The 18,157-nt window shown below is 44.1% G+C and carries 13 protein-coding genes; 2 read left to right on the forward strand and 11 right to left on the reverse strand.

Annotated features, from left to right (window positions below; translation table 11 throughout):
• Positions 1–8 precede the first annotated feature (8 nt).
• Genes ALKIM_RS19185 through ALKIM_RS0106610 form a run of 11 tightly spaced genes read right to left on the reverse strand, consistent with a single transcriptional unit; the run spans position 9 to position 16,033 of the window.
• Complete coding sequence (locus ALKIM_RS19185) at positions 9–7,064, reverse strand: hypothetical protein (RefSeq protein WP_052345450.1); 7,056 nt, start codon at positions 7,062–7,064, stop codon at positions 9–11.
• Positions 7,061–7,918, reverse strand: coding sequence for a hypothetical protein (locus ALKIM_RS0106565; RefSeq protein ID WP_026473946.1), 858 nt, complete (start codon positions 7,916–7,918; stop codon positions 7,061–7,063). The genes ALKIM_RS19185 and ALKIM_RS0106565 overlap by 4 nt, the downstream gene beginning before the upstream one ends.
• Positions 7,915–11,526: a hypothetical protein gene (locus ALKIM_RS0106570; protein WP_026473947.1), complete on the reverse strand. Its 3,612-nt coding sequence runs from the start codon at positions 11,524–11,526 to the stop codon at positions 7,915–7,917. The genes ALKIM_RS0106565 and ALKIM_RS0106570 overlap by 4 nt, the downstream gene beginning before the upstream one ends.
• Positions 11,523–11,801 (reverse strand): hypothetical protein, encoded by a 279-nt coding sequence (locus ALKIM_RS19835; protein WP_157363810.1) that lies wholly within the window; start codon positions 11,799–11,801, stop codon positions 11,523–11,525. Before ALKIM_RS19835 ends, ALKIM_RS0106570 begins: the two co-directional genes overlap by 4 nt.
• Positions 11,738–12,199 carry a hypothetical protein gene (locus ALKIM_RS0106580; RefSeq protein ID WP_026473948.1) on the reverse strand — a complete coding sequence of 154 codons (462 nt, stop codon included), beginning with the start codon at positions 12,197–12,199 and terminating at the stop codon, positions 11,738–11,740. The genes ALKIM_RS19835 and ALKIM_RS0106580 overlap by 64 nt, the downstream gene beginning before the upstream one ends.
• A 3-nt stretch (positions 12,200–12,202) precedes the next feature.
• Positions 12,203–12,712: a hypothetical protein gene (locus ALKIM_RS0106585; protein WP_026473949.1), complete on the reverse strand. Its 510-nt coding sequence runs from the start codon at positions 12,710–12,712 to the stop codon at positions 12,203–12,205.
• Positions 12,691–13,254 carry a hypothetical protein gene (locus ALKIM_RS0106590; protein ID WP_026473950.1) on the reverse strand — a complete coding sequence of 188 codons (564 nt, stop codon included), beginning with the start codon at positions 13,252–13,254 and terminating at the stop codon, positions 12,691–12,693. The genes ALKIM_RS0106585 and ALKIM_RS0106590 overlap by 22 nt, the downstream gene beginning before the upstream one ends.
• Positions 13,244–13,585, reverse strand: a complete 342-nt coding sequence (locus ALKIM_RS0106595; RefSeq protein ID WP_157363812.1) for a hypothetical protein — start codon at positions 13,583–13,585, stop codon at positions 13,244–13,246. The genes ALKIM_RS0106590 and ALKIM_RS0106595 overlap by 11 nt, the downstream gene beginning before the upstream one ends.
• Before the next feature lie 32 nt (positions 13,586–13,617).
• On the reverse strand, positions 13,618–14,049 hold the full coding sequence (locus ALKIM_RS0106600) for a lysozyme (protein ID WP_026473952.1): 432 nt from the start codon (positions 14,047–14,049) through the stop codon (positions 13,618–13,620).
• Positions 14,050–14,106: 57 nt separating this feature from the next.
• Positions 14,107–15,012 (reverse strand): P22 phage major capsid protein family protein, encoded by a 906-nt coding sequence (locus ALKIM_RS0106605; protein ID WP_026473953.1) that lies wholly within the window; start codon positions 15,010–15,012, stop codon positions 14,107–14,109.
• Positions 15,013–15,064: 52 nt separating this feature from the next.
• The gene (locus ALKIM_RS0106610; protein WP_026473954.1) at positions 15,065–16,033 is read right to left on the reverse strand and encodes an HK97 family phage prohead protease; all 969 of its coding nucleotides are present in this window, start codon (positions 16,031–16,033) and stop codon (positions 15,065–15,067) included.
• Positions 16,034–16,173: 140 nt separating this feature from the next.
• Between ALKIM_RS0106610 and ALKIM_RS0106615 the strand changes: the two genes are divergently transcribed.
• Positions 16,174–16,620 (forward strand): helix-turn-helix domain-containing protein, encoded by a 447-nt coding sequence (locus tag ALKIM_RS0106615; RefSeq protein ID WP_026473955.1) that lies wholly within the window; start codon positions 16,174–16,176, stop codon positions 16,618–16,620.
• Positions 16,620–18,155: a hypothetical protein gene (locus tag ALKIM_RS0106620; RefSeq protein WP_026473956.1), complete on the forward strand. Its 1,536-nt coding sequence runs from the start codon at positions 16,620–16,622 to the stop codon at positions 18,153–18,155. The genes ALKIM_RS0106615 and ALKIM_RS0106620 overlap by 1 nt, the downstream gene beginning before the upstream one ends.
• The last annotated feature ends 2 nt before the right edge of the window (positions 18,156–18,157 follow it).

The following is an 18,157-nucleotide window of genomic DNA, read 5'->3' on the forward strand; positions in this document are numbered from 1 at the left end:
ATTAAATATTAATGTGGGTGTAATACGTTCCATCCTCCATTGTAATAGATAAGCTCGACTGCCGTTCTACCCATTACACTAAAATTGCTTCGCCTCATTCCTGATAGTTCTATGTTTGATGTGCTTTCATTCAACATCACAATTCTCTTACCTATTGGGATTGTGGCATTAGTAGGCAGAGTGCGGCTTGCTGATGTGACAAAGAAGCCATTCGCTAAGATTTGTTCCACCGTAGGATTAGCCGATAAAACAACCGGGGTTGAAAGAACATAGGATTTTGCAATTAATTCACCATCATGGTTCCATCCACCGGCACTTATAATTCCGTTAGAATCAATCCTAAAGTAATTATCAGCAGCCCATACACTTTGAAAACCCCTCGATGATACTTCGGTAACACCTGATAGCGGCAAACAAGATATTCCATTACTACCTCCTGATAGAGATACATTACAACTATATTCCTTAACCAGAAAGTTGCCGCCGCTTGCAGGCTCAAATGTTTTATACCTTACAATATTGGATGGCGAAATAAATCGCATCCTGACCCTAACAGCAGTGGTTGTAGGTATAAATTGTGTGCTTACATTAACATCAATGATTGAATCAAACGAGAGACTAATTCGTCTATTTATGTTTTTTATAAGCACATTGCCACTCGTAAGTATATCTACTTGCAGTCTCAAATCTCCTTCGTAATGGTTTGAGCCACCTACGAACGAAATGTATTCCGTTCTAAGTGTTGATGTTGATAAGTTTAGCCTGAAATGTGCATTAAGGGCATAAGTTCCACCGGTGTTGAGACCAGTGACAAGGTTTGAGGCCGTTGTTGTAATAACTCTACTTGAATTTACCCACCCCTCACCATTCACATCAAAGCCATGCAATGAATGCGGATAATTAACACTCGAAGTCATAAGCCCCCAAGCAAGGCCACCACTGAGAGCTGATAGTGATGCAAGGTTAAAACTTCCGATTTTTACGCCAACAGCATTCCTGATTTGGTCATAAACCTGAATATGGTTATCTGCCACTGATGTGCTATCAGTTACAATACGAATGATATTTGCAAAGTTTAAAATCCCGTTGGTCAGGTCAAACTCAGTGCCTACATTGCCATCTCCGGTGAAATTGCTTGAACGAATGACATTACCAATCAGACTACCGTCAATCTCCATATCTCCGGCTGCCGTCCATGATATATTTCCATTAGCAAACGAGCCTGAACCATCTGCATTAAGCGCCCATCTGTTTGTCCAGATGGACTGATGATTGAAGTTTACTCCTGCGATTAGATTCTGCGAACCTAAGCTAAATACTGTATTACCACCGTTAAAACCTTTGATGCCCCAATCGTTGTTATTGTAGTTATAAATCAGGATTCTATTTCCTATATTTCGCCACATGCTTAACCGTTGGTTGTTGGCTAAGGAAACAAGCTCAACACCGGGAGTGGTGTCATTGGCCGATTCAGCACCTGACCACATACGAATAGAGCCAATATTAAAGCCGCCAATCACACCTTTTGTCGTTGATAAAGTCAAAGAGTTAATGTGGGTAGCCGTTACTACTGATGAACGAATCCAATCCGCGTCTATCAATCCGGTTACTATTTTTCCACCAGAAATTATTGTTGTGTTGTTTGTGATGGAGTTGCCTAATATTCCATCTAACTGATTTGGCAGGTCTTCTGGTGCTGGTGTCCAGTCGGTGACCTTATTCCCTCCTTCAAGTTTAATTCCTCGCACAGACACTGAACCAGAGCCAAAGCCGGGGTTACGTCGCCCTACAATAAAACGTTTCTGTGTTGTTGTTATGCTCTGTTTGTATTTTACCCAATAACGCTTCCAGCTACTTGTTAAAGCAACCTGTGTGCTCCCGTCACTTGCCGTGCTTGTATGTCCGGTTGAGCTGACACCTTGTGTTGTTGTTCCAGGACTGTAAAAATAGCAATGTATAACATCACCATTTACAGTTGATTTTGCTTCAAAGGATAATACATATTCATCACCTGTCACCGGGATAGATGACAACAAATTAACACCCTCTTGCCATGTAGTACTAAAACTTCCTAAGACGGTTTCATTCATGCTTTGATTAAGAGCTAAATTTCTACCCCCCACCTGAACAGCATCTACATCACTCTTTGTCGCGGCATTTCCTCCGGTAACGGTTATCCGCCCTTTTAGTGTTAATTGGCCATTTGTGTATTCTATGTATTCGCCAACTTTAGTGAGGTCACCTACCAACAGTTTATTAGTTAGAAATGAGTTCTCACTATACACACCCCATCCGTTCGCATTACTAATGCCGTTAAGGTTTCCGGATTGGTAATGTAACGTATAATTAGCGGGGCTGTCGGGGCTGCCTGTCCACGTCATCACACGGCTGTACGGGCTTCCTTGCTGGTCTAAAACTGTGCGTTCAATTACCCCACTGCCACTCGTCCCGTAGTCTAATATCATCGAACCGGCATAAACCGTTTGCCCTGTCATGCCGCCCGAATTAACCGTAATTGTGTAACGCTGTACATTGTTGGTTGTACTCACGTAGCTGGCCACGGTTGCCCATACATTTTTTATCAGCAAACCCCCACCGCTTCGGTCAAATAAACGAAGCAAAAGCCTGTCACCAACTGAGAAAACTTGAAAACCGGGGAACCCTTCTAACTCTTCTACATAGATTGTAGACGTAGTGCCGTTTGCTGTTGATGCCCAGTTCTGAGCCAGCTTAGCCACTGATTTGGTCAACACATCACTACCCACTAATGCTTGTGTTATATCGGCTGTAAATGCTTTTGCGCGTAATTCATTTGTGAAGACATGTCGGAAGTCTGCGTCCCCTGCTGCGGTTATCCTCCATCCTGTTAATTGTGACACATAGCTTGAAGAGCCTACGTATGAACCAAAAAGGCCGGTGCCGGTGGCGAGGATGTTGTTCGCAGAAACATCGCCAGGTGTTGTTATAGTACCAGTTTGGGCGTTAATTGCAACCGTTGTAACATCATTGTATTTAATGTTAAGTGCCTGAAAACCACTGCTTGAGATAGCTACTTTTTGGGTATTGTCTGTACGTCTCCAGAATAGTATATCTCTCTCCGTGTTTGCAATATTGTAAATAGTGCCTGTTACAAGTGCATTACCTGCAACGTGGAGGCGTTCGGAAGGGGTGGCGGTGCCAAGACCTAGCCGCCCATCTGCGCTAATTCTTGCAACCTCTGAATAAACATTATTTTTAGTTGTGTAAAAACGTATTGCTGAACTGCTATTATCTCCATCTGTACTTGCTACTACTCCAACAAAAGGATTTCCTGTGTTAAAGCTATTCCACCGTATCCTCCCTAGTATAGTATTAGCGCCGCCAACAGTCTCCCTCGTAAAAACTAAATCATTGCCGTACAAATCTTGCGATACGAGGTGCAGCATTTTTTCATGATTACCTTGGAAAGTCCACGCCCCAGTAACAGCTTCATTTACATTTCTCCTCAAATAATCCGCAGCAGCAACACCTCCTAATTGCCCCGCGTTATCCGCGAATGGCCTGTAATTATTTGTATATAACCGCTGCCCGCCTGCTTTCCACACGTTATCCGTGTCATATTCCAACTTGCTAACCTCAGTCTGCGTGTCCTTATTATAAATGATAATTCCTGAACTTACCGTTGCACCGCCCTGCCTTCTGTTGAGTTGCAAGTTTGCATCATCAACGGTAATTGTGTCGCCGAGCCAATGATTGACAGTCCCGTGGATAACCAGGTCCTTAACCGTGAAGTTTTCAGTTGACGAACCGTTTTTGTTAGCCTTTCCATCAAGCAAAGTATTGACTTGTGACTGGGTGTAATATCCTCCTAATAAGTCGCTCCACAGCACATAGTTCGTAAGGTCGGCTGTAATGGTGTTGATGTCATTTGCCGTTGCTACTTCGTATCCATTATGCATCCAAACACCAGCTGAACGGATTAATGCGATTGGATCATTTCCATCTATCCGGAAATATCTATTTTGAGCCCACACCGTTTGAAATCCACTTGTTGTAAGTTCAGTTACTGCTATGGAAGGGAAAAAGCTGGCACCAACTCCCGCTTTCGACTGAAATTCAATTTGCCAATCGGTTCTGGTGCTCCAGTATTTTGATAGGAAGTCTGTTGTCCATCGCTGATAGGTCAAATCGCCCGAGAGGTTGATGTTTAAAACCCAATAGGCCGATATGCAATCTACACTGTTGAATGAGGCTTTTAAGGTTACCGGGTGTTCATCGTCTATTATCTCATTGTCTGACCGGTTGATGTTCATGGTTATGTTGCGTGACACCAATTCCTTTGTGGTTCCACCGGCCGTTACCCCTTTTAGGACTGCTGATATAGTAACTTTCAAATCACCATGCAGCTTATGAAGTCTGCCATTTGCCGATTCACCACTGTGTTGGATTACGAATAAGTAGGGTAAATCAACTGCGTAGTTTTTTCCTATTGCAAGGGTAAAGCGATTGTTGGTTCCGGGAATACTGCCACCTACTAAAGTGTTTGTTGCTGACAAACGACCTATGTAAACCGATGGGATATTAGTGCCCCCCGATGCGCGCAATTGGTCTGACGTTCTCCATGTTGAATATCCGGCCGATTTTAGGGTAGATGAATAGGTGTTTCCGCCACCATTAAACAGATTAGATAATGGTTCAAGGTTACCAGCCTTCATTCTTACAGCTGAGACGCCTTCGTTTACTGTGCGGTTTTCAATAGTTATTTCCCGCGATATCGGGTCGATAAATATTGCATTGCCATCACTACTTACAGCTTTAAGAATAGAGGCATCAACCTGAAAGGCTCCAACACTACCCGATTCAAGATGAAACTTCTTTGCGTACAAATCCTCTGTGGTTAGGAGGCCTTTAACGTCAATCTTAGAAGCTTCAATGGTGCCACTCACTAGCAAGTGTCCGCTAATAGCCACATCGGTTGCATATATTTGCTCAGCAAGAAGCTGTGTGACTTCCACAGTGTCGGCATGTATTTTCGAGGTTGAAATTCGTCCCGGAAGTATTTCAGTAAATCCATAAAGTTGCGCAAAGGAGCGTTCGTCAGACACTTCACTGTTAAGATAGCCAACCAGGAGGTGATAATATCCGGCTACCTCTTCTAGTTTTATAGCAGCTTCACTAAGGTAAAATAGCGCAGTCTCATCGGTTTTGCTTGCTTTTATATACAAGTAATATGGTTTGTCGGCATTAACAAGCGGTGGCGAATTAAATTCTGCAACTGACCAATATCTATACTCTTCCGGAGCATAACTCCCCGACTTTAGCTCAGAAAGGCCGAGCGTCATGTGCTGAATAACTCCTCCTTCAGAAGTCAGAATTTTGTTTGAATTGTTAAAAGTAATAACATGATCAACCTGAATGGGGCTCTCTTTGCTCACCACGAATCTATACTGCAATGATTCGCTACCTACTAAAAGCGACATAGTTTGAACAAAAAGAGGATTAATCCCCTCGGTAAACCCTTCTATTGAGTCAGCCAGCATGGTCAGTGTTTCCATTGCCGACCGATAACGACGCTTACTAAAGCCAATAGCTTTACGGTGCAACTCAGCAGTAACAACCTCATTGGCTTTAATTCTACCGAGTTCACTAAAGATATTCCCGCCGATGGTCTGGTTACTCAGTTCTATTTCCGGAGAGTATGGGTTGTTAATAAAATCCTTGATACCCACGATTCGAATCAATACCGGCTCGGCCTGAAACTGATAGTCGGTGAAGCTTACATAGCCTCCAGGCACTATCTTTCCGCCTATATTCAGCCAGTCTGTTTTTGCCCAAATTCCATCCAACTGGCCTGTAAAGGTGAATCTGGGGTCTTCATTTTCATATAGATACTTAACAGCTTCGCGCAACATATCCCAAGATGCTCCAGTCTTATCCTGGTCATTGCGTATGTATGCATCTGGTAGTTGAATACCAAAAATGGCGTATTTCTGCCCTACTTCAGGCTTAAATATGTTATTAGGCAGTCTTAATCCATCTGCTTCTTGCGGAACTATTCTAAATAGTCTTTCGGAATGCACGTAGCTGTCAATTTCAAATTCACGACCAGCCAGCATGCCTTCCTGAAATACCACAGTCATAGTTTCTCCATCCATTAACTGATGAGCATAGTTCAAATCATGCGGAATGGATGCATCTTTGAAGTCGTACAGGTGTCGATTGGCATCCACAACAACAACTTCACTTACTTCGCCTACTCGCGATGGATAGATATGAGTGCAATCCAGGCTATCCTCAATTCCAGATATCAACGGTTTGTCGCTTCTTTGTACGGATCGTCCATCGCCACTTACAATATATTCTCTCCCTTCATATTCTATGGATTGCCCGGCGGGTAAGAGCAATTCCGGATTGCCATACTTGCTGCGGTCGATATTGCGTTCCCCTCCCTGTACATGCAATACCTCAACGGCACTCTTTTCATCGGTGTTACGGCGACCAAGCCCGGGTTTAAAGCCATTACCTTTACCATAACTTAGTGCCAAAGGATTATTCTTATTGTACTCGACCCGGCGCAAATGAATTGTTTTACCATCTATCTCCCATTCAGTCTCAAAGGTTTCGGAAATCATTTGCAGAGCTTCACGAAGATTAGTATGGTTATAGTTAACCAGTTTTTCCGGGGCGTCAATACAATCACCAACCAACCAACCGCTCTCACGCTCATTAAGGTTACTAACAACAAGTTGGATGTGTTGTAATGGGCGTGCGGTTAATGGAAATTTCAACAGTTTTTCAGCCGCATCCCTAATTTTATACTTAAGAAGATTTCCCTGTTCACTCTCCAGCTCAAGCGTGTAATGAAACTCGCGGCTATGATTTTTCTTAAAATTGTCTGGCTGATGAAGATAATATGCCCGGCCTTCGAACCACGTATATGCGCCCGGATGAATTTCTACATATCCAGGGTGCGAAAACTGAAGGTATAGCTTATCATCCCCCATAACCTGACGGAACCTGTAACTTCGGTCATCAACTTTTATATCAAGCGTGCCGCCTATGCCGTTATAATTGTGAAGTATCATATTTCTACAAACCTTAATGTGAAACCCAACTTAATTTTACGCGCGAAACTTCTTTCTTTCCGAATATTCAACATTGTACTGTAGTAGCAATTAATCACACTGTCATCAGCCAACTTTATCTGCAGTGGAGCTTTTACAGAAATCACTTCAAACAGGGCTGCATAGTTGTTCCAAAACGCCAGTATTGAATCAGCTATAAGAGTACATTCCATGTTTATTTGTTTTCCCTCCTTTTTCGGCATGAAGCCAGTATCCGATAGCGCTCCGGAGACGTTCGCAAACTCCTGCACCAGTCCTCTTTTTGGACTCCGAATTGCGAGTCCTGTGTTGTATATCTCCTGTACGATAATGCCATACGCTGACATATCAATGTTGTTAATTGTCACCCTGGATGGGTGCCCACTGCCTGAAGGTGCCCAAGTGCCATGAAAAAGGGCTTCGGGATTATCGTCCACATAATCAGCCGTGATGTAAGCGCTTTTCTTTCCCGATTTGTAGAGCCCACCCGAGAATTTGAAATCTGAAATTGAAGAGAATCGCAGATGAAAAGTCTTGTTAAACTCCCGCACATATATCTGGCGAACTCCTGCAGCAAAATGGATTGTTTCAAATGTGTTTAAACGGTTTTGAAACGATGTTTTATCAGGGGCTGATAAATAGTACACAATCCTTATGGCTTTTGGGCGAAATGTTAGCCCATCAAAATCAATTTCCTGCCCGTGATGCTCAAACCAATCATTAGATTGAGGCTCCCGGCGCGATGGATATAACACAAAATCAGAATCTCCACCCCGGATAATGAACATACCCAGAGATGCAATGTCAATTGTATCAATTATGCAAGCTCCCGTCATTGTCTTAGTTTTACGCCCCGTGTGTTTATATCATCAAGTGAATTGTGAACATTCTCCAGATAACGACAATACGCTGTATTTATCGCTATAACGTCGAGTAATGAGTACATTGCTTTATAGTACATTACTGACTCTCTCTGAAGACCAAGCATCTCGATGCTATTTTGATTGATTGTGTACACATTGCCACTTATGGCCATCACGCGCCCGTTGAGTTCGTCAATGCTGTCTTGTGAAGCCTGTGCAATACCCTTTGTAAAGCCGCTACGACCATCCGTATCTGCATATGGGTCAATGCCGGTTTCGTCCTTGATTTTCTCCTGTATTTTTTCCAGCCCCTGATTGTAAGCATCTACAAGCGCGGGATAATTATCCATGAACCATGCAAGCTCATCGGTAATGTCACCATCGCCATCAGCGCCAAAGCTTTGCTTCATCTTGTACTCTAACTGACTGAATAACGCTCCAAATACAGTATTGAAGAGTTGTTGAGAGGCAAGCTGTTCCATCATCTTCGCTACGTTTTCAGTCATCGTTCTGGCTGAGTCCGTGCCGCTACGAAACGCATCATCGAGCGCATTCTTCAGGTCGTTACCCAATGTTCCCACCATACTTTGAAGAATACTTTCCACCTGTTGCATTGCATCGGCCGCGATACCCTCCGCTTCTATAATTTGTTGGATAGTATCTCGTGCTTCTTTACTTAAATTCCCTGCTGAAAGCAGCGTTTCAGCCAGCTCCCTATTCAGATTCCCTGCTTCATCAACGAGCTTCGGATACTCCTTCAACAGATTGGAATAGATGTCTTTTGTACCTGTGGTAATACCAAGAAACTTCTTTTTCTTTACACCCGTTTTAACGGTTGCCTCTCCAAGTTTATCCGTTAGCTCTCTTTGCTTATTCAATGAAGCCTCATAAGCAGACATTCCTTGCGACAATGTGTTGGTCTGGTTATCAATAAATATTGAATCAAACTCCCCTTTTACATCTTTTATGGCCTTGATAACCGCAATGCTATAGTCAATAGCCTGTTTGGCGATACTGTAGTTAAAGTCTCTGATTTCACGATTAGCCTGCCTGTTTGCTTTTATAGCATCTCCAACAACTGTCAATAGCTTTTTGCCTCCTTCAACAATCATTTGCGGATCCCCCAACAGGGCACCGGCGGTAATCTCAGTCAGACCCCTCATGGTCTGGTCTAGCATTTGAAGTCCCTTTGCAAACTCTTCATCAAAAACAGATGCAAATTCGGCAATTGTCTCCATTGCTTTACTTGCGAAATCACCAAGCTCCTTCATCTTATTAACCGGCATTTCAGCCAGCTGGGCGTTTAATGCTTGAACAGCCATCTCAGTGTGTTCAATCTCAGCAGCTGTGTCGCCGCCTGCGTCTTGTAACTCCCTAAGTTTTTTAAGCCTTTTCTTAGCTCCATCAAGTTCAATTCGCAACAGGTTCTCCTGTCGATGAGTTTCGAACACTATACTACGATTCGCTATTTGTTGACGTTTAATGTCAATGGCTGTTTGGAAGTCAATCTGCTGTAAGGCTGTTTCAGTATTTATTCGCTGTAATTCCCTATTCCTGTCATGTTCGATTTTTGCTGCTGCCTCCTTAAGCACATCTTCCTGCACAATATTTTTCTTCAGCACCTTAAGTTGATCATCGTAAAAGCGATTTGTGTCAGATAGCCGGTTCTGAAGTTCGGTGCGATGCCTGGAGTTAACTTCGCTCCACACTTTTTGAACCTCTAGTGCTGCCGCCTGTTCCGCTAACGCACGGTCAGATGCATATTGCTTCGCTATCGCATTATCCAATACACTAAGTTTCTCACGCTGAGTGGTGGCCGGTTTGCCGGTGACTTTCTCAAGTGCTTCAATCTCTTTGAGCCTTTCAGTGATAACATTTTTACGCTTCTCGTAATCTGCATTAAGAGCTGCCAGCTTTTTCGCAGCTCCATCCTCCATAGCAGCAATAACTGCAGCATCAATTTCTTCTTGCAGAGAAACATTGAGCTTTCGCAGTTTATCGAAAGCCTCCTTTTGTTTGTTTTCGTCCTTATTATCTGGTGTAAGGTTCCATGCTTTTAGCTTTTCTTCAGCTTCGCGAAACCTCGACAATTGAGCTCTCCATGCTTCTGAACCCATTTCAATGTCACGCATAGCCTCTATGCGCTCTTTGGCATCCTGCTTCTGAGCCTCCCAATATGCCTTAGAGCCTTCAAGTAGAGTTTTGGCATTTCTCTGCCCTGCCTGAGCCAATGCATCCGCTGAAGCTGACTCATGCTTAAGGGCAGTGTCAATCATTATTTCCCAATTTTTTATATCCGCATCTATTTGCTTTTTAAACTCATCTTTTCTGCGGTTTTTGGCCCAGGTACCTGTTTCCATACCTTCATGCTGGAGCTGCTTAACAACTATGGTTTTGTATTTTTCTGCGGCAATCTCCATTAGAGCGATGCTTTTTGCCCTTTCCATGATGGCCTTCTTAAATGCCTCAGTTCCCTGGGTACTGAATATCTTCTCTGCATCATTTACGTTGTTGAGTGTTAGTCCAAGCTTCTCAAACTCCGAGCGATTGTCAGCAAGATATTTGTTCTGCGCGTCGATGTTTCCGTTTAACGCTTCATACCCTTTCTTGAGCTTGTTAAAAGAGGCCATTTGGCCTGCAGCAGCATCTGCCACAGCCGCATTTATTTTTCGCTGTTCATTGGCCGTTTGCCTTTGTTTTGACACAAACCTGTCGAGCAAAACCATTACAGCTGTAATGGCCACCGAAAGTCCAAGGGTGAGCGTTGCCATAAGCACCTTGGCAGCAACGGTTGAAATCCCTAGCGACGTTGCAAGCTTTAGGTTGGCACCCGCCCAAAGCTCCTTTGCTTTTCTTACTGTTGTGATACGAAAGGCGCTGGTTGAATGGAGAACATTAGATACTTGCATCAACCCGATACTAATGGCCATTATTCCCTGCAGCTTTGTTTGAATTGCGGCCATCTTTTCAGAGTCACCATTAAACAGAGCCATAGCTCCAGCTCCTGCCGACAAAGTTCCACTTAGTGCATTTAACCCATCCATGAAACCAGCCAATTGTGTGCCGCCGGTGCTTGCTGCCTTTTCTAGTGTTTGCATTTCACGATAGGCAGTTCCGAGTGTGCCTAATTGCGCCTCAAGCCTTCTAAACTCCTCAGTGTTTTCTCTCCCGGCCAGTCTCAGCTGAGCCATCGTGTTTCGGGTGTTCTGCATTTGTGTGCGCAAACTGCTCATTTTTGCAGCTGCCCCCTGGGTGCGTTTCTCAAGTTCGCTGAGCGCCTGCACTTCTCCTTTTAGCTCACCTCTCATTTCCCTTATTATGCCTAACAATCGCTGACGCTCGGCGGCAACTTTTGGGTCGTGAGTGGCGTGGTTTACCTTTTTGAATTCAGCCTCAAGCGGTTTTAGCTCAGCCCGTAATTGGGCTATAACCTTCTTTTGAATGGCAATATTTTCACGCACCTCCTTGTGAGTATCGTTCGCTGCCCTTGAAACATCACGCATTCCTTCACTGGCTTTTTTCGATTCAGTGTCGAGGTTCTGCTTCAGGCGCAGTTCTATTTCTACCGGTTGTAAGCTCATCGTCTGTTTTCAAGTATGCGTTTAATGTCATCACTGTTTTCAGCTATTGGTGCTCGTGGTTTCCCACTAACATACCTTGGCGCATCAGCACTCTCCATAAGAAGGTTTATCCAACTATCGCCCCAGAGTATTTGTTTTCTTGTATAACCCCGTTCAGTCATTATGCGACCAAATACACCCCACGGGCTATGAAGACCATCCATGTAGCCTGTTACCTCCCGTTTGCGTCGTGGCCCATATTCTTCGGATTCATCATCAGTTGTGTCTGATGGCAAAAGAATATGGTAATAGGTGTAAAATCCTGAGCCTTATTTAGCTCGTTGAGAATGATAAACATTTCGAGTATTTGACCATAAGTAGCCCTCCACATTATCCAATTGGATAACAAGCCTGCAAACCATCTAATCCGCCACTTGTTGTTAAGAATGGCTACAGATATGCACTTAGACATTGCTTCAGTTGCGGCTATAATGGCATCATGCTTATTAAGCATCACGGCATCCTCCAGATTGTGTGCTATTACAATTTTTGAAAACGCTAATATTGCTCCCGGGCGCAGTGGGCGTACCGTTAATCTGTTTAACCTCAATACGCGAATTAGAAAAGGGGCGGGCATCTTGAAACGCACGCCCCTGTCCATTATCCTGTCGGCTGCTGCCATTCTGGCGTCCATAGGCTACCAAATAATGTCAACATCCCAGTTTGAAGCTGCAACCAAAGCTTTGAACCGAAATGGGAACTTGCTTACTCCACCATAACCAAGGCTAAGATTTGTATTGACATACCCCTTGGCATTAGGGATTATGATTTCACCACCTCCTTTGAGTGTGAATTTCACAGCTTTGCTAAGCATAACTTTTTTTGCCGACTTATGAAATCTGGCATCAGGTGCGGCGCCTTGTTTTACACCTCCCAGTAGCTTTACAAGGTCATCATACCCGACCTTTATAAATGAGCCACTGGCAGTAATCCCGGTACCAATGATGTCGTAATCTTCGGCTGCGTCGTTCTCGTGTGAGAAAACTTCGCTTTCTTCCGGATCTTCCTCCGCAATCACCACCTCGTCATCGCGGAGCGTGAGCGGTTGTTTTTCCCAGTCAGCAGTGTCCAATCCTGCGGCTGATGTGATAGGGTCGGCAAAGTGAATTTCTGCTACCCTGGCTTTTAAGAGAATATTTTCTGCCATAATTTTGAAATATTAAATCGTTTCAATGATAAATTGACTAACACAGACAACAACAGCAGCCGAAATCCCCATATTTGAAACCACTGCCAACCGGTTGGCTCATAGGTTGTCTTTTCAACGACACCCATGCTGGCTTCAGTTAATTCCGATACTCTTCTTTTGTAAATAGTGAGTTCACGGGTCATTGATTCAACCATTAACTGTAGGCTGTCACATTGTGCGGTTATGGATATTACGCCCCCTGGCTTTTTAGTAATTGCTATAGATGCCATTGATTGTGGGGCACCTGAGATGTCCTGTTTGCTTGCTTTTGCAAAATAGCCTGCGCCATTTGGTAACAGTGCAAATTCCGATTCAGGCACCAATAGCTCAACCGAAGACCCGAACACAACAATTGGCTTAACATCACGGTGCACACTTTCTGAAATACTATCCAGCAATGATGTGTGCTCAGATTTTGTGGTTTCATGTAGTTCCTTAATAGGAACACACGCTATCAGCAGTATAACTGACAACATTAGAAATAGAATATTACTCTTCATGAGTGAGTGTTTTTTTTATGAGTTCTACAATGTTTTCAAGGTTTTCCGGATTTATTTTATCCAGTAATTTTAAGATCTTATTGTTGATGGTGTTTAAGCGCTTAACCTCTTTTCTCAGGAGATCTACCTGCGTTGATACAGATTCATATTTATCACTCATATCCTGAGCTGTTTCTCTCCATATCCTGATAGCTGCTTCAACATTTTGCAACTCATTGGTGCGTGCTTCAGCAATTGCCCTCTGTGCCTTTGCTCCAGCTTCCTTCCTTATTGCACGCAAGGTAGAAAGTGTTACAACCAAGCCACTCCCAAGTGCCAAATTCAAAATCAAGCTAATAATTTCAAACAGTCCAAGTCCCATACTTATGCCCTCCCAAAGTAAAGGTTGGCCTCATCCTCACGCCGCTTGACCAACCCTGGCAATACGCGGCCACCACCTTTATGCCAACGCATAAATTCATCAGCAATCAAAGGGTTGTTGGCATTTAGTTTAATCATGCTAAGGAGTGTTGACTTTCGGAAATTACCAGGACCAACATTGAAAACAAAGCTAACAAGAGCGTCAAATTGATTTTGACTGAGTCTTAACAGTTGATTGTTGACGGCGTTTTCAGCAGTTTGCAAATCATCTTTCAAGAGTTCTTCTGCCCTTTGTTTTGTGATTGTCATGCCTTGCTTGGCGGTGCGAGTGTGTCCATAACCAATCGTCCAAACGCCCGCCGGACATACATAGGCATTAAGCTTTAAGCCTTCGTGAGTAGTTATTAGTTGTACGCCTTTCTCTGAAGTTTTCATGAAGCGAGGAAATTAAAGGGGCAGTTGCTAATCACTGCCCCTTGAGTGATTTCTTTATTATGTGGCAGAGTCCTGGAGAATAGCCAACAAACCTTCTTTTCCATTCCGCATGGCTCTACCGCCGCAACGCAACAGAAATGAGTAGATGTCGCCGTAGTACAACGGGTCATTCTCACTGTCAAACACGTTGATTTCACCAAGTGCACGGCAAACACTGTTGTGGTGCCACGCCAGTGCTGCGGCCACATCGGTTCCAGCGCCGTTGGCCGACCAATCTTTTTTAGCTGCAGCTGCTGTGTATCTGGCTACGCGACTGCGCATCAGAATGTTGAAACTGTCAAGTTTGCCCACGATGCCATTTTTCACATCTACATTGCTATGAAATGCTTGTGCCTCATTGGCAGTCAAGCTGTCGAGCAACTGTCCGTACATTTCGGCATCCAATAACATGTAACGGCCTTCTTGTGGAATGTTCTGCTTGTTGAACTGGTTCATAGCCTTGCGAACATCCGCCTTCGTGATTAACTTGCGGTCGCCCGTGGCATCAGGCACGTGTGCACCTACTGCAGCGCCTGAAGTACGAATGGTGTTTGCTGCTGCAGGAAGCCACGCGTAGAGAATCCCCTCAGCAACCTCCTCGTGAAGCTTTGCGCGATCAGTTCGAATCACGCTTTCACGCTTATTGTAACTTAACTCAACCGTATCGGCATGCGGAATACGGATTGGGTCAGTAGTGTATTCATCCAAGTTGAACGTGAGGTCAATGTCGGTACGTGTTTCGACAGTTGCCGGGAACTCAGTCCTGTTTTTCTTCACTCCGGAAGCAGCTCCTGCATTGGGTATGTGAACAGTGCGTCCTTGGTTAACAAACTCATCCGCACTGAATGCTTTTGACAAGAAACTATTGTCGGCAAAAAGGCCTTCCACAATAGAACTCATCCAAATCTCTCTTTGAATTGCCATCTTTATTGGTCTTTTAAAAGGTTTTTAACTGCGAAAAAAAACGTTGCCCGGGCTAAGGTTTTTTTCCAAATTTTTTCTCAAACTTTTCGGCATACAAGTCCGGGTGCTTGTCTTTAAGCATTACCAGTCTGCCGCTTTTGTCCAGCTCATCCCATGAGGCTTTTTGCATATCGGAGAGTTCGGTCTTTTGCTGCTGTTCAATTTGCTGTGTCACGCTGGGACGTTTTGGCAAACCTTCAAGGATGGCTTTAGCCTGACCAAAATCAGAATCAAAGAGCTTAATAAAATGCTCACGGGCATCGGCATTAATGCGTCCATCTTTAATAGCCTCATCAGTTAAAGAGATGGCCTTAGCCTTTTCTTTGGTTTTTTCAACTTGACGGAACTCTTCCAGACGTCTGGTTAGTTCTGTGTTGTTGTCGGTCAATTCCACGTTGCGGTTAATCAACGCCTGTACGGCCTGTTCACGCTCATTTTCGGGCGCGTTGTCGGCCAGATTTAACATTTTGTTTAACAATACACTCATCTTATTTTTAGTTGGTTCTTGCAAATCGAAAAGCTTTATCAGCTGAGATGGGTCTTTTAGATCCATTTTGTTGCCTTTGTGGTCGTAAAACACAAGCGCGTTGTGATTGCCTCCTATCGTAACAATACTGGCCTCACGCACTTTCCATTTGGTTACAGTGGGATGTTTTTGACCCGGCAACATGTGCTCTGGAGCGTCTGAAAGTTCAGTGGGAGGCCATGCCCCAATGCTTGCAGCACGTAAAAAGTCATCGGCCACTTTTTGTGAAACCTGTTTGCCTCTGTCATCCTTGAGGTCGAAAACCGGGTCGGCCAATATCTTTCCATCCTCTTTACGAATGTTTTCCCATCGTCCAATCGGTAGTGACCAGTCGTCATGGTTATATAACATCACGGGGTTTTTAAGAAACTCGGTAAGGTCAGCACCATCGGTCAGCATTCTAAAACCATGGGTGTTTAGAGTTTCATCGTGAAGTATGAATGATTTTTTAGGCATGTCTCGCTCTTTTTCCGGCTAAGAAAAATAACCGCTCGCAGCGTTACAAAAAGTAGTGCAACGCATGCACTAATCAGTGCAACGTATGCACTGCTTTTCCCAAAAAACAGGCTCATAATGTAGTTTAGCCACAAAAACAGATGTCAGGACTAACGAACAATCAAAAGAAGGAGTGGGCGCAACAGTTATACACTCGAGAAAACCTAACTCAAAAAGAGATTGCGGAAAGGGTAGGTGTTAGTGCTGTTACCATTAACAAGTGGGTAAAAAAGGAGCGCTGGGAGGAAATGAAGGTGTCCATTACTTTGACAAAGGAGGAACAACTTAAAAATCTCTACCGCCAAATTGCCGAGCTTAACAAGTCAATTCTGGAGAGAGAAGACGGTAAGCGGTTTGCTACACCTTCTGAGGCTGATTCGATTGGTAAACTGGCCAATGCCATCGAAAAGATGGAGACTGATGTTGGTGTGAGCGACCTGGTTGAAAGCTTCCGGGTGTTTACCAATTGGCTGCGCACGTTTAACCTTGAAATGGCAAAAACTTTAGTGCCCCTTATGGATTCATTCATTAAAACACGCATCAGGTAATGGCCAAAAAGAGAATTAAACAAGCTGACCGTGCAGCTCTCAGTAATTGGGAGGAGTTCCGAAAAGAAATTATGGAGTCTACCATGGTAGACAACAATGAGTCGGAAGCGGACAAGCGTGCTCGTATTGCAAAACTTGAAGCCGATGATGAAGCGTGGTTCAAGTATTACTTTCCCAAGTATTATAAAAACGAACCTGCTCCCTTCCATAAAAGAGCCACTAAGCGCATTATGGTAAACAACCGGTGGTACGAGGTACGTGCGTGGAGTCGCGAGCTCGCTAAATCAGCCCGCGCAATGATGGAGTTTACAAAGCTGGCCATGACAGGAAAGCTTAGAAATATTCTTCTGATTAGCAATAGCCAGGATAATGCAGAGCGACTATTAATGCCGTTTATGCTGAACCTTGAAAGTAACGGGCGATTAATAAACGATTATGGCACACAAGAGAAGCCCGGCAACTGGGAGACAGGTGAGTTTACCACCTTGCAAGGTGTAGCCTTTCGTGCCCTTGGTGCCGGACAGTCTCCAAGGGGAACACGAAATGAAGAAATAAGGCCTGACGGCATATTGGTTGATGATATTGACACGGATGAGGAATGCCGAAATCCAGACCGCATCAAGAAGAAGTGGGCGTGGATTGAAAAAGCGCTTATCCCAACTGTGTCAGTAAGCGGAAATTACAGGATACTCTTTAATGGCAATATAATAGCAAAAGATTGCTGTATTACCAGGGCTATGGAGAAAGCCGACCACGTTGACGTGGTAAACATTAGAGACAAAGATGGTAAAAGCTCCTGGCCACAGAAAAACAGCGAGACTGACATTGATAAAATACTAAGCCTTATATCATCCATTGCAGCCCAGCAAGAGTATTTTAACAATCCGGTGAGTGAAGGGGATGTGTTTACCGAAATGGTGTGGGGCACAGTACCACCACTTAACCGGTTTAAGTTCCTGGTTGCCTATGGCGACCCTGCACCCAGCAACAGTAAAAACAAAAAAGGCTCCTTCAAGGCAAATTTTCTTATCGGATTTTATCAAGACAAATATTACGTGGTAACCGGATTTCTCGACCACCCTACCAATGCAGAGTTTGTTGAGTGGTATTATGACATTAAAAGCGCAGTGGGCGACAAAACACAGGTGTATAATTACATCGAAAATAACACGCTACAAGATCCATTCTATGAGCAGGTGTTTATTCCACTGTTTGCCACTGCTGCAAAGGAACGGGGCTTTATAGGCATAGTGCCCGACACACGCAAAAAACCAGACAAATTTAGCCGCATCGAGGGCAATCTAGAGCCACTGAACCGCATGGGCAAACTCATTCTTAATGAAAAGGAAAAAAGTAACCCACACATGCAAAGGCTAGAAGACCAGTTTTTAATGCTTGACGCAAAGCTGAGCGCTCCGGCTGATGGCCCCGATTGTGTAGAGGGAGGTGTGTGGGTTATCAACCAAAAAATGGCCGAGTTATCTCCAGGCAATTTCAGCATTGGCCAAAAGGCCGCTAACAATAAACGCTTTTAGGA

Origin of the sequence: Alkaliflexus imshenetskii DSM 15055 (assembly GCF_000517065.1) — a bacterium.
GTDB classification, from domain to species: domain Bacteria; phylum Bacteroidota; class Bacteroidia; order Bacteroidales; family Marinilabiliaceae; genus Alkaliflexus; species Alkaliflexus imshenetskii.

Excerpts from the sequence above, each read along its gene's own strand:
- ALKIM_RS19185 (WP_052345450.1), bottom strand. The coding sequence starts at position 7,064 with ATGATACTTCACAATTATAACGGCATAGGCGGCACGCTTGATATAAAA.
- ALKIM_RS0106565 (WP_026473946.1), bottom strand. The coding sequence starts at position 7,918 with ATGACGGGAGCTTGCATAATTGATACAATTGACATTGCATCTCTGGGT.
- ALKIM_RS0106570 (WP_026473947.1), bottom strand. The coding sequence starts at position 11,526 with ATGAGCTTACAACCGGTAGAAATAGAACTGCGCCTGAAGCAGAACCTC.
- ALKIM_RS0106580 (WP_026473948.1), bottom strand. The coding sequence starts at position 12,199 with ATGGACGCCAGAATGGCAGCAGCCGACAGGATAATGGACAGGGGCGTG.
- ALKIM_RS0106585 (WP_026473949.1), bottom strand. The coding sequence starts at position 12,712 with ATGGCAGAAAATATTCTCTTAAAAGCCAGGGTAGCAGAAATTCACTTT.
- ALKIM_RS0106590 (WP_026473950.1), bottom strand. The coding sequence starts at position 13,254 with ATGAAGAGTAATATTCTATTTCTAATGTTGTCAGTTATACTGCTGATA.
- ALKIM_RS0106600 (WP_026473952.1), bottom strand. The coding sequence starts at position 14,049 with ATGAAAACTTCAGAGAAAGGCGTACAACTAATAACTACTCACGAAGGC.
- ALKIM_RS0106605 (WP_026473953.1), bottom strand. The coding sequence starts at position 15,012 with ATGGCAATTCAAAGAGAGATTTGGATGAGTTCTATTGTGGAAGGCCTT.
- ALKIM_RS0106610 (WP_026473954.1), bottom strand. The coding sequence starts at position 16,033 with ATGCCTAAAAAATCATTCATACTTCACGATGAAACTCTAAACACCCAT.
- ALKIM_RS0106615 (WP_026473955.1), top strand. The coding sequence starts at position 16,174 with ATGTCAGGACTAACGAACAATCAAAAGAAGGAGTGGGCGCAACAGTTA.
- ALKIM_RS0106620 (WP_026473956.1), top strand. The coding sequence starts at position 16,620 with ATGGCCAAAAAGAGAATTAAACAAGCTGACCGTGCAGCTCTCAGTAAT.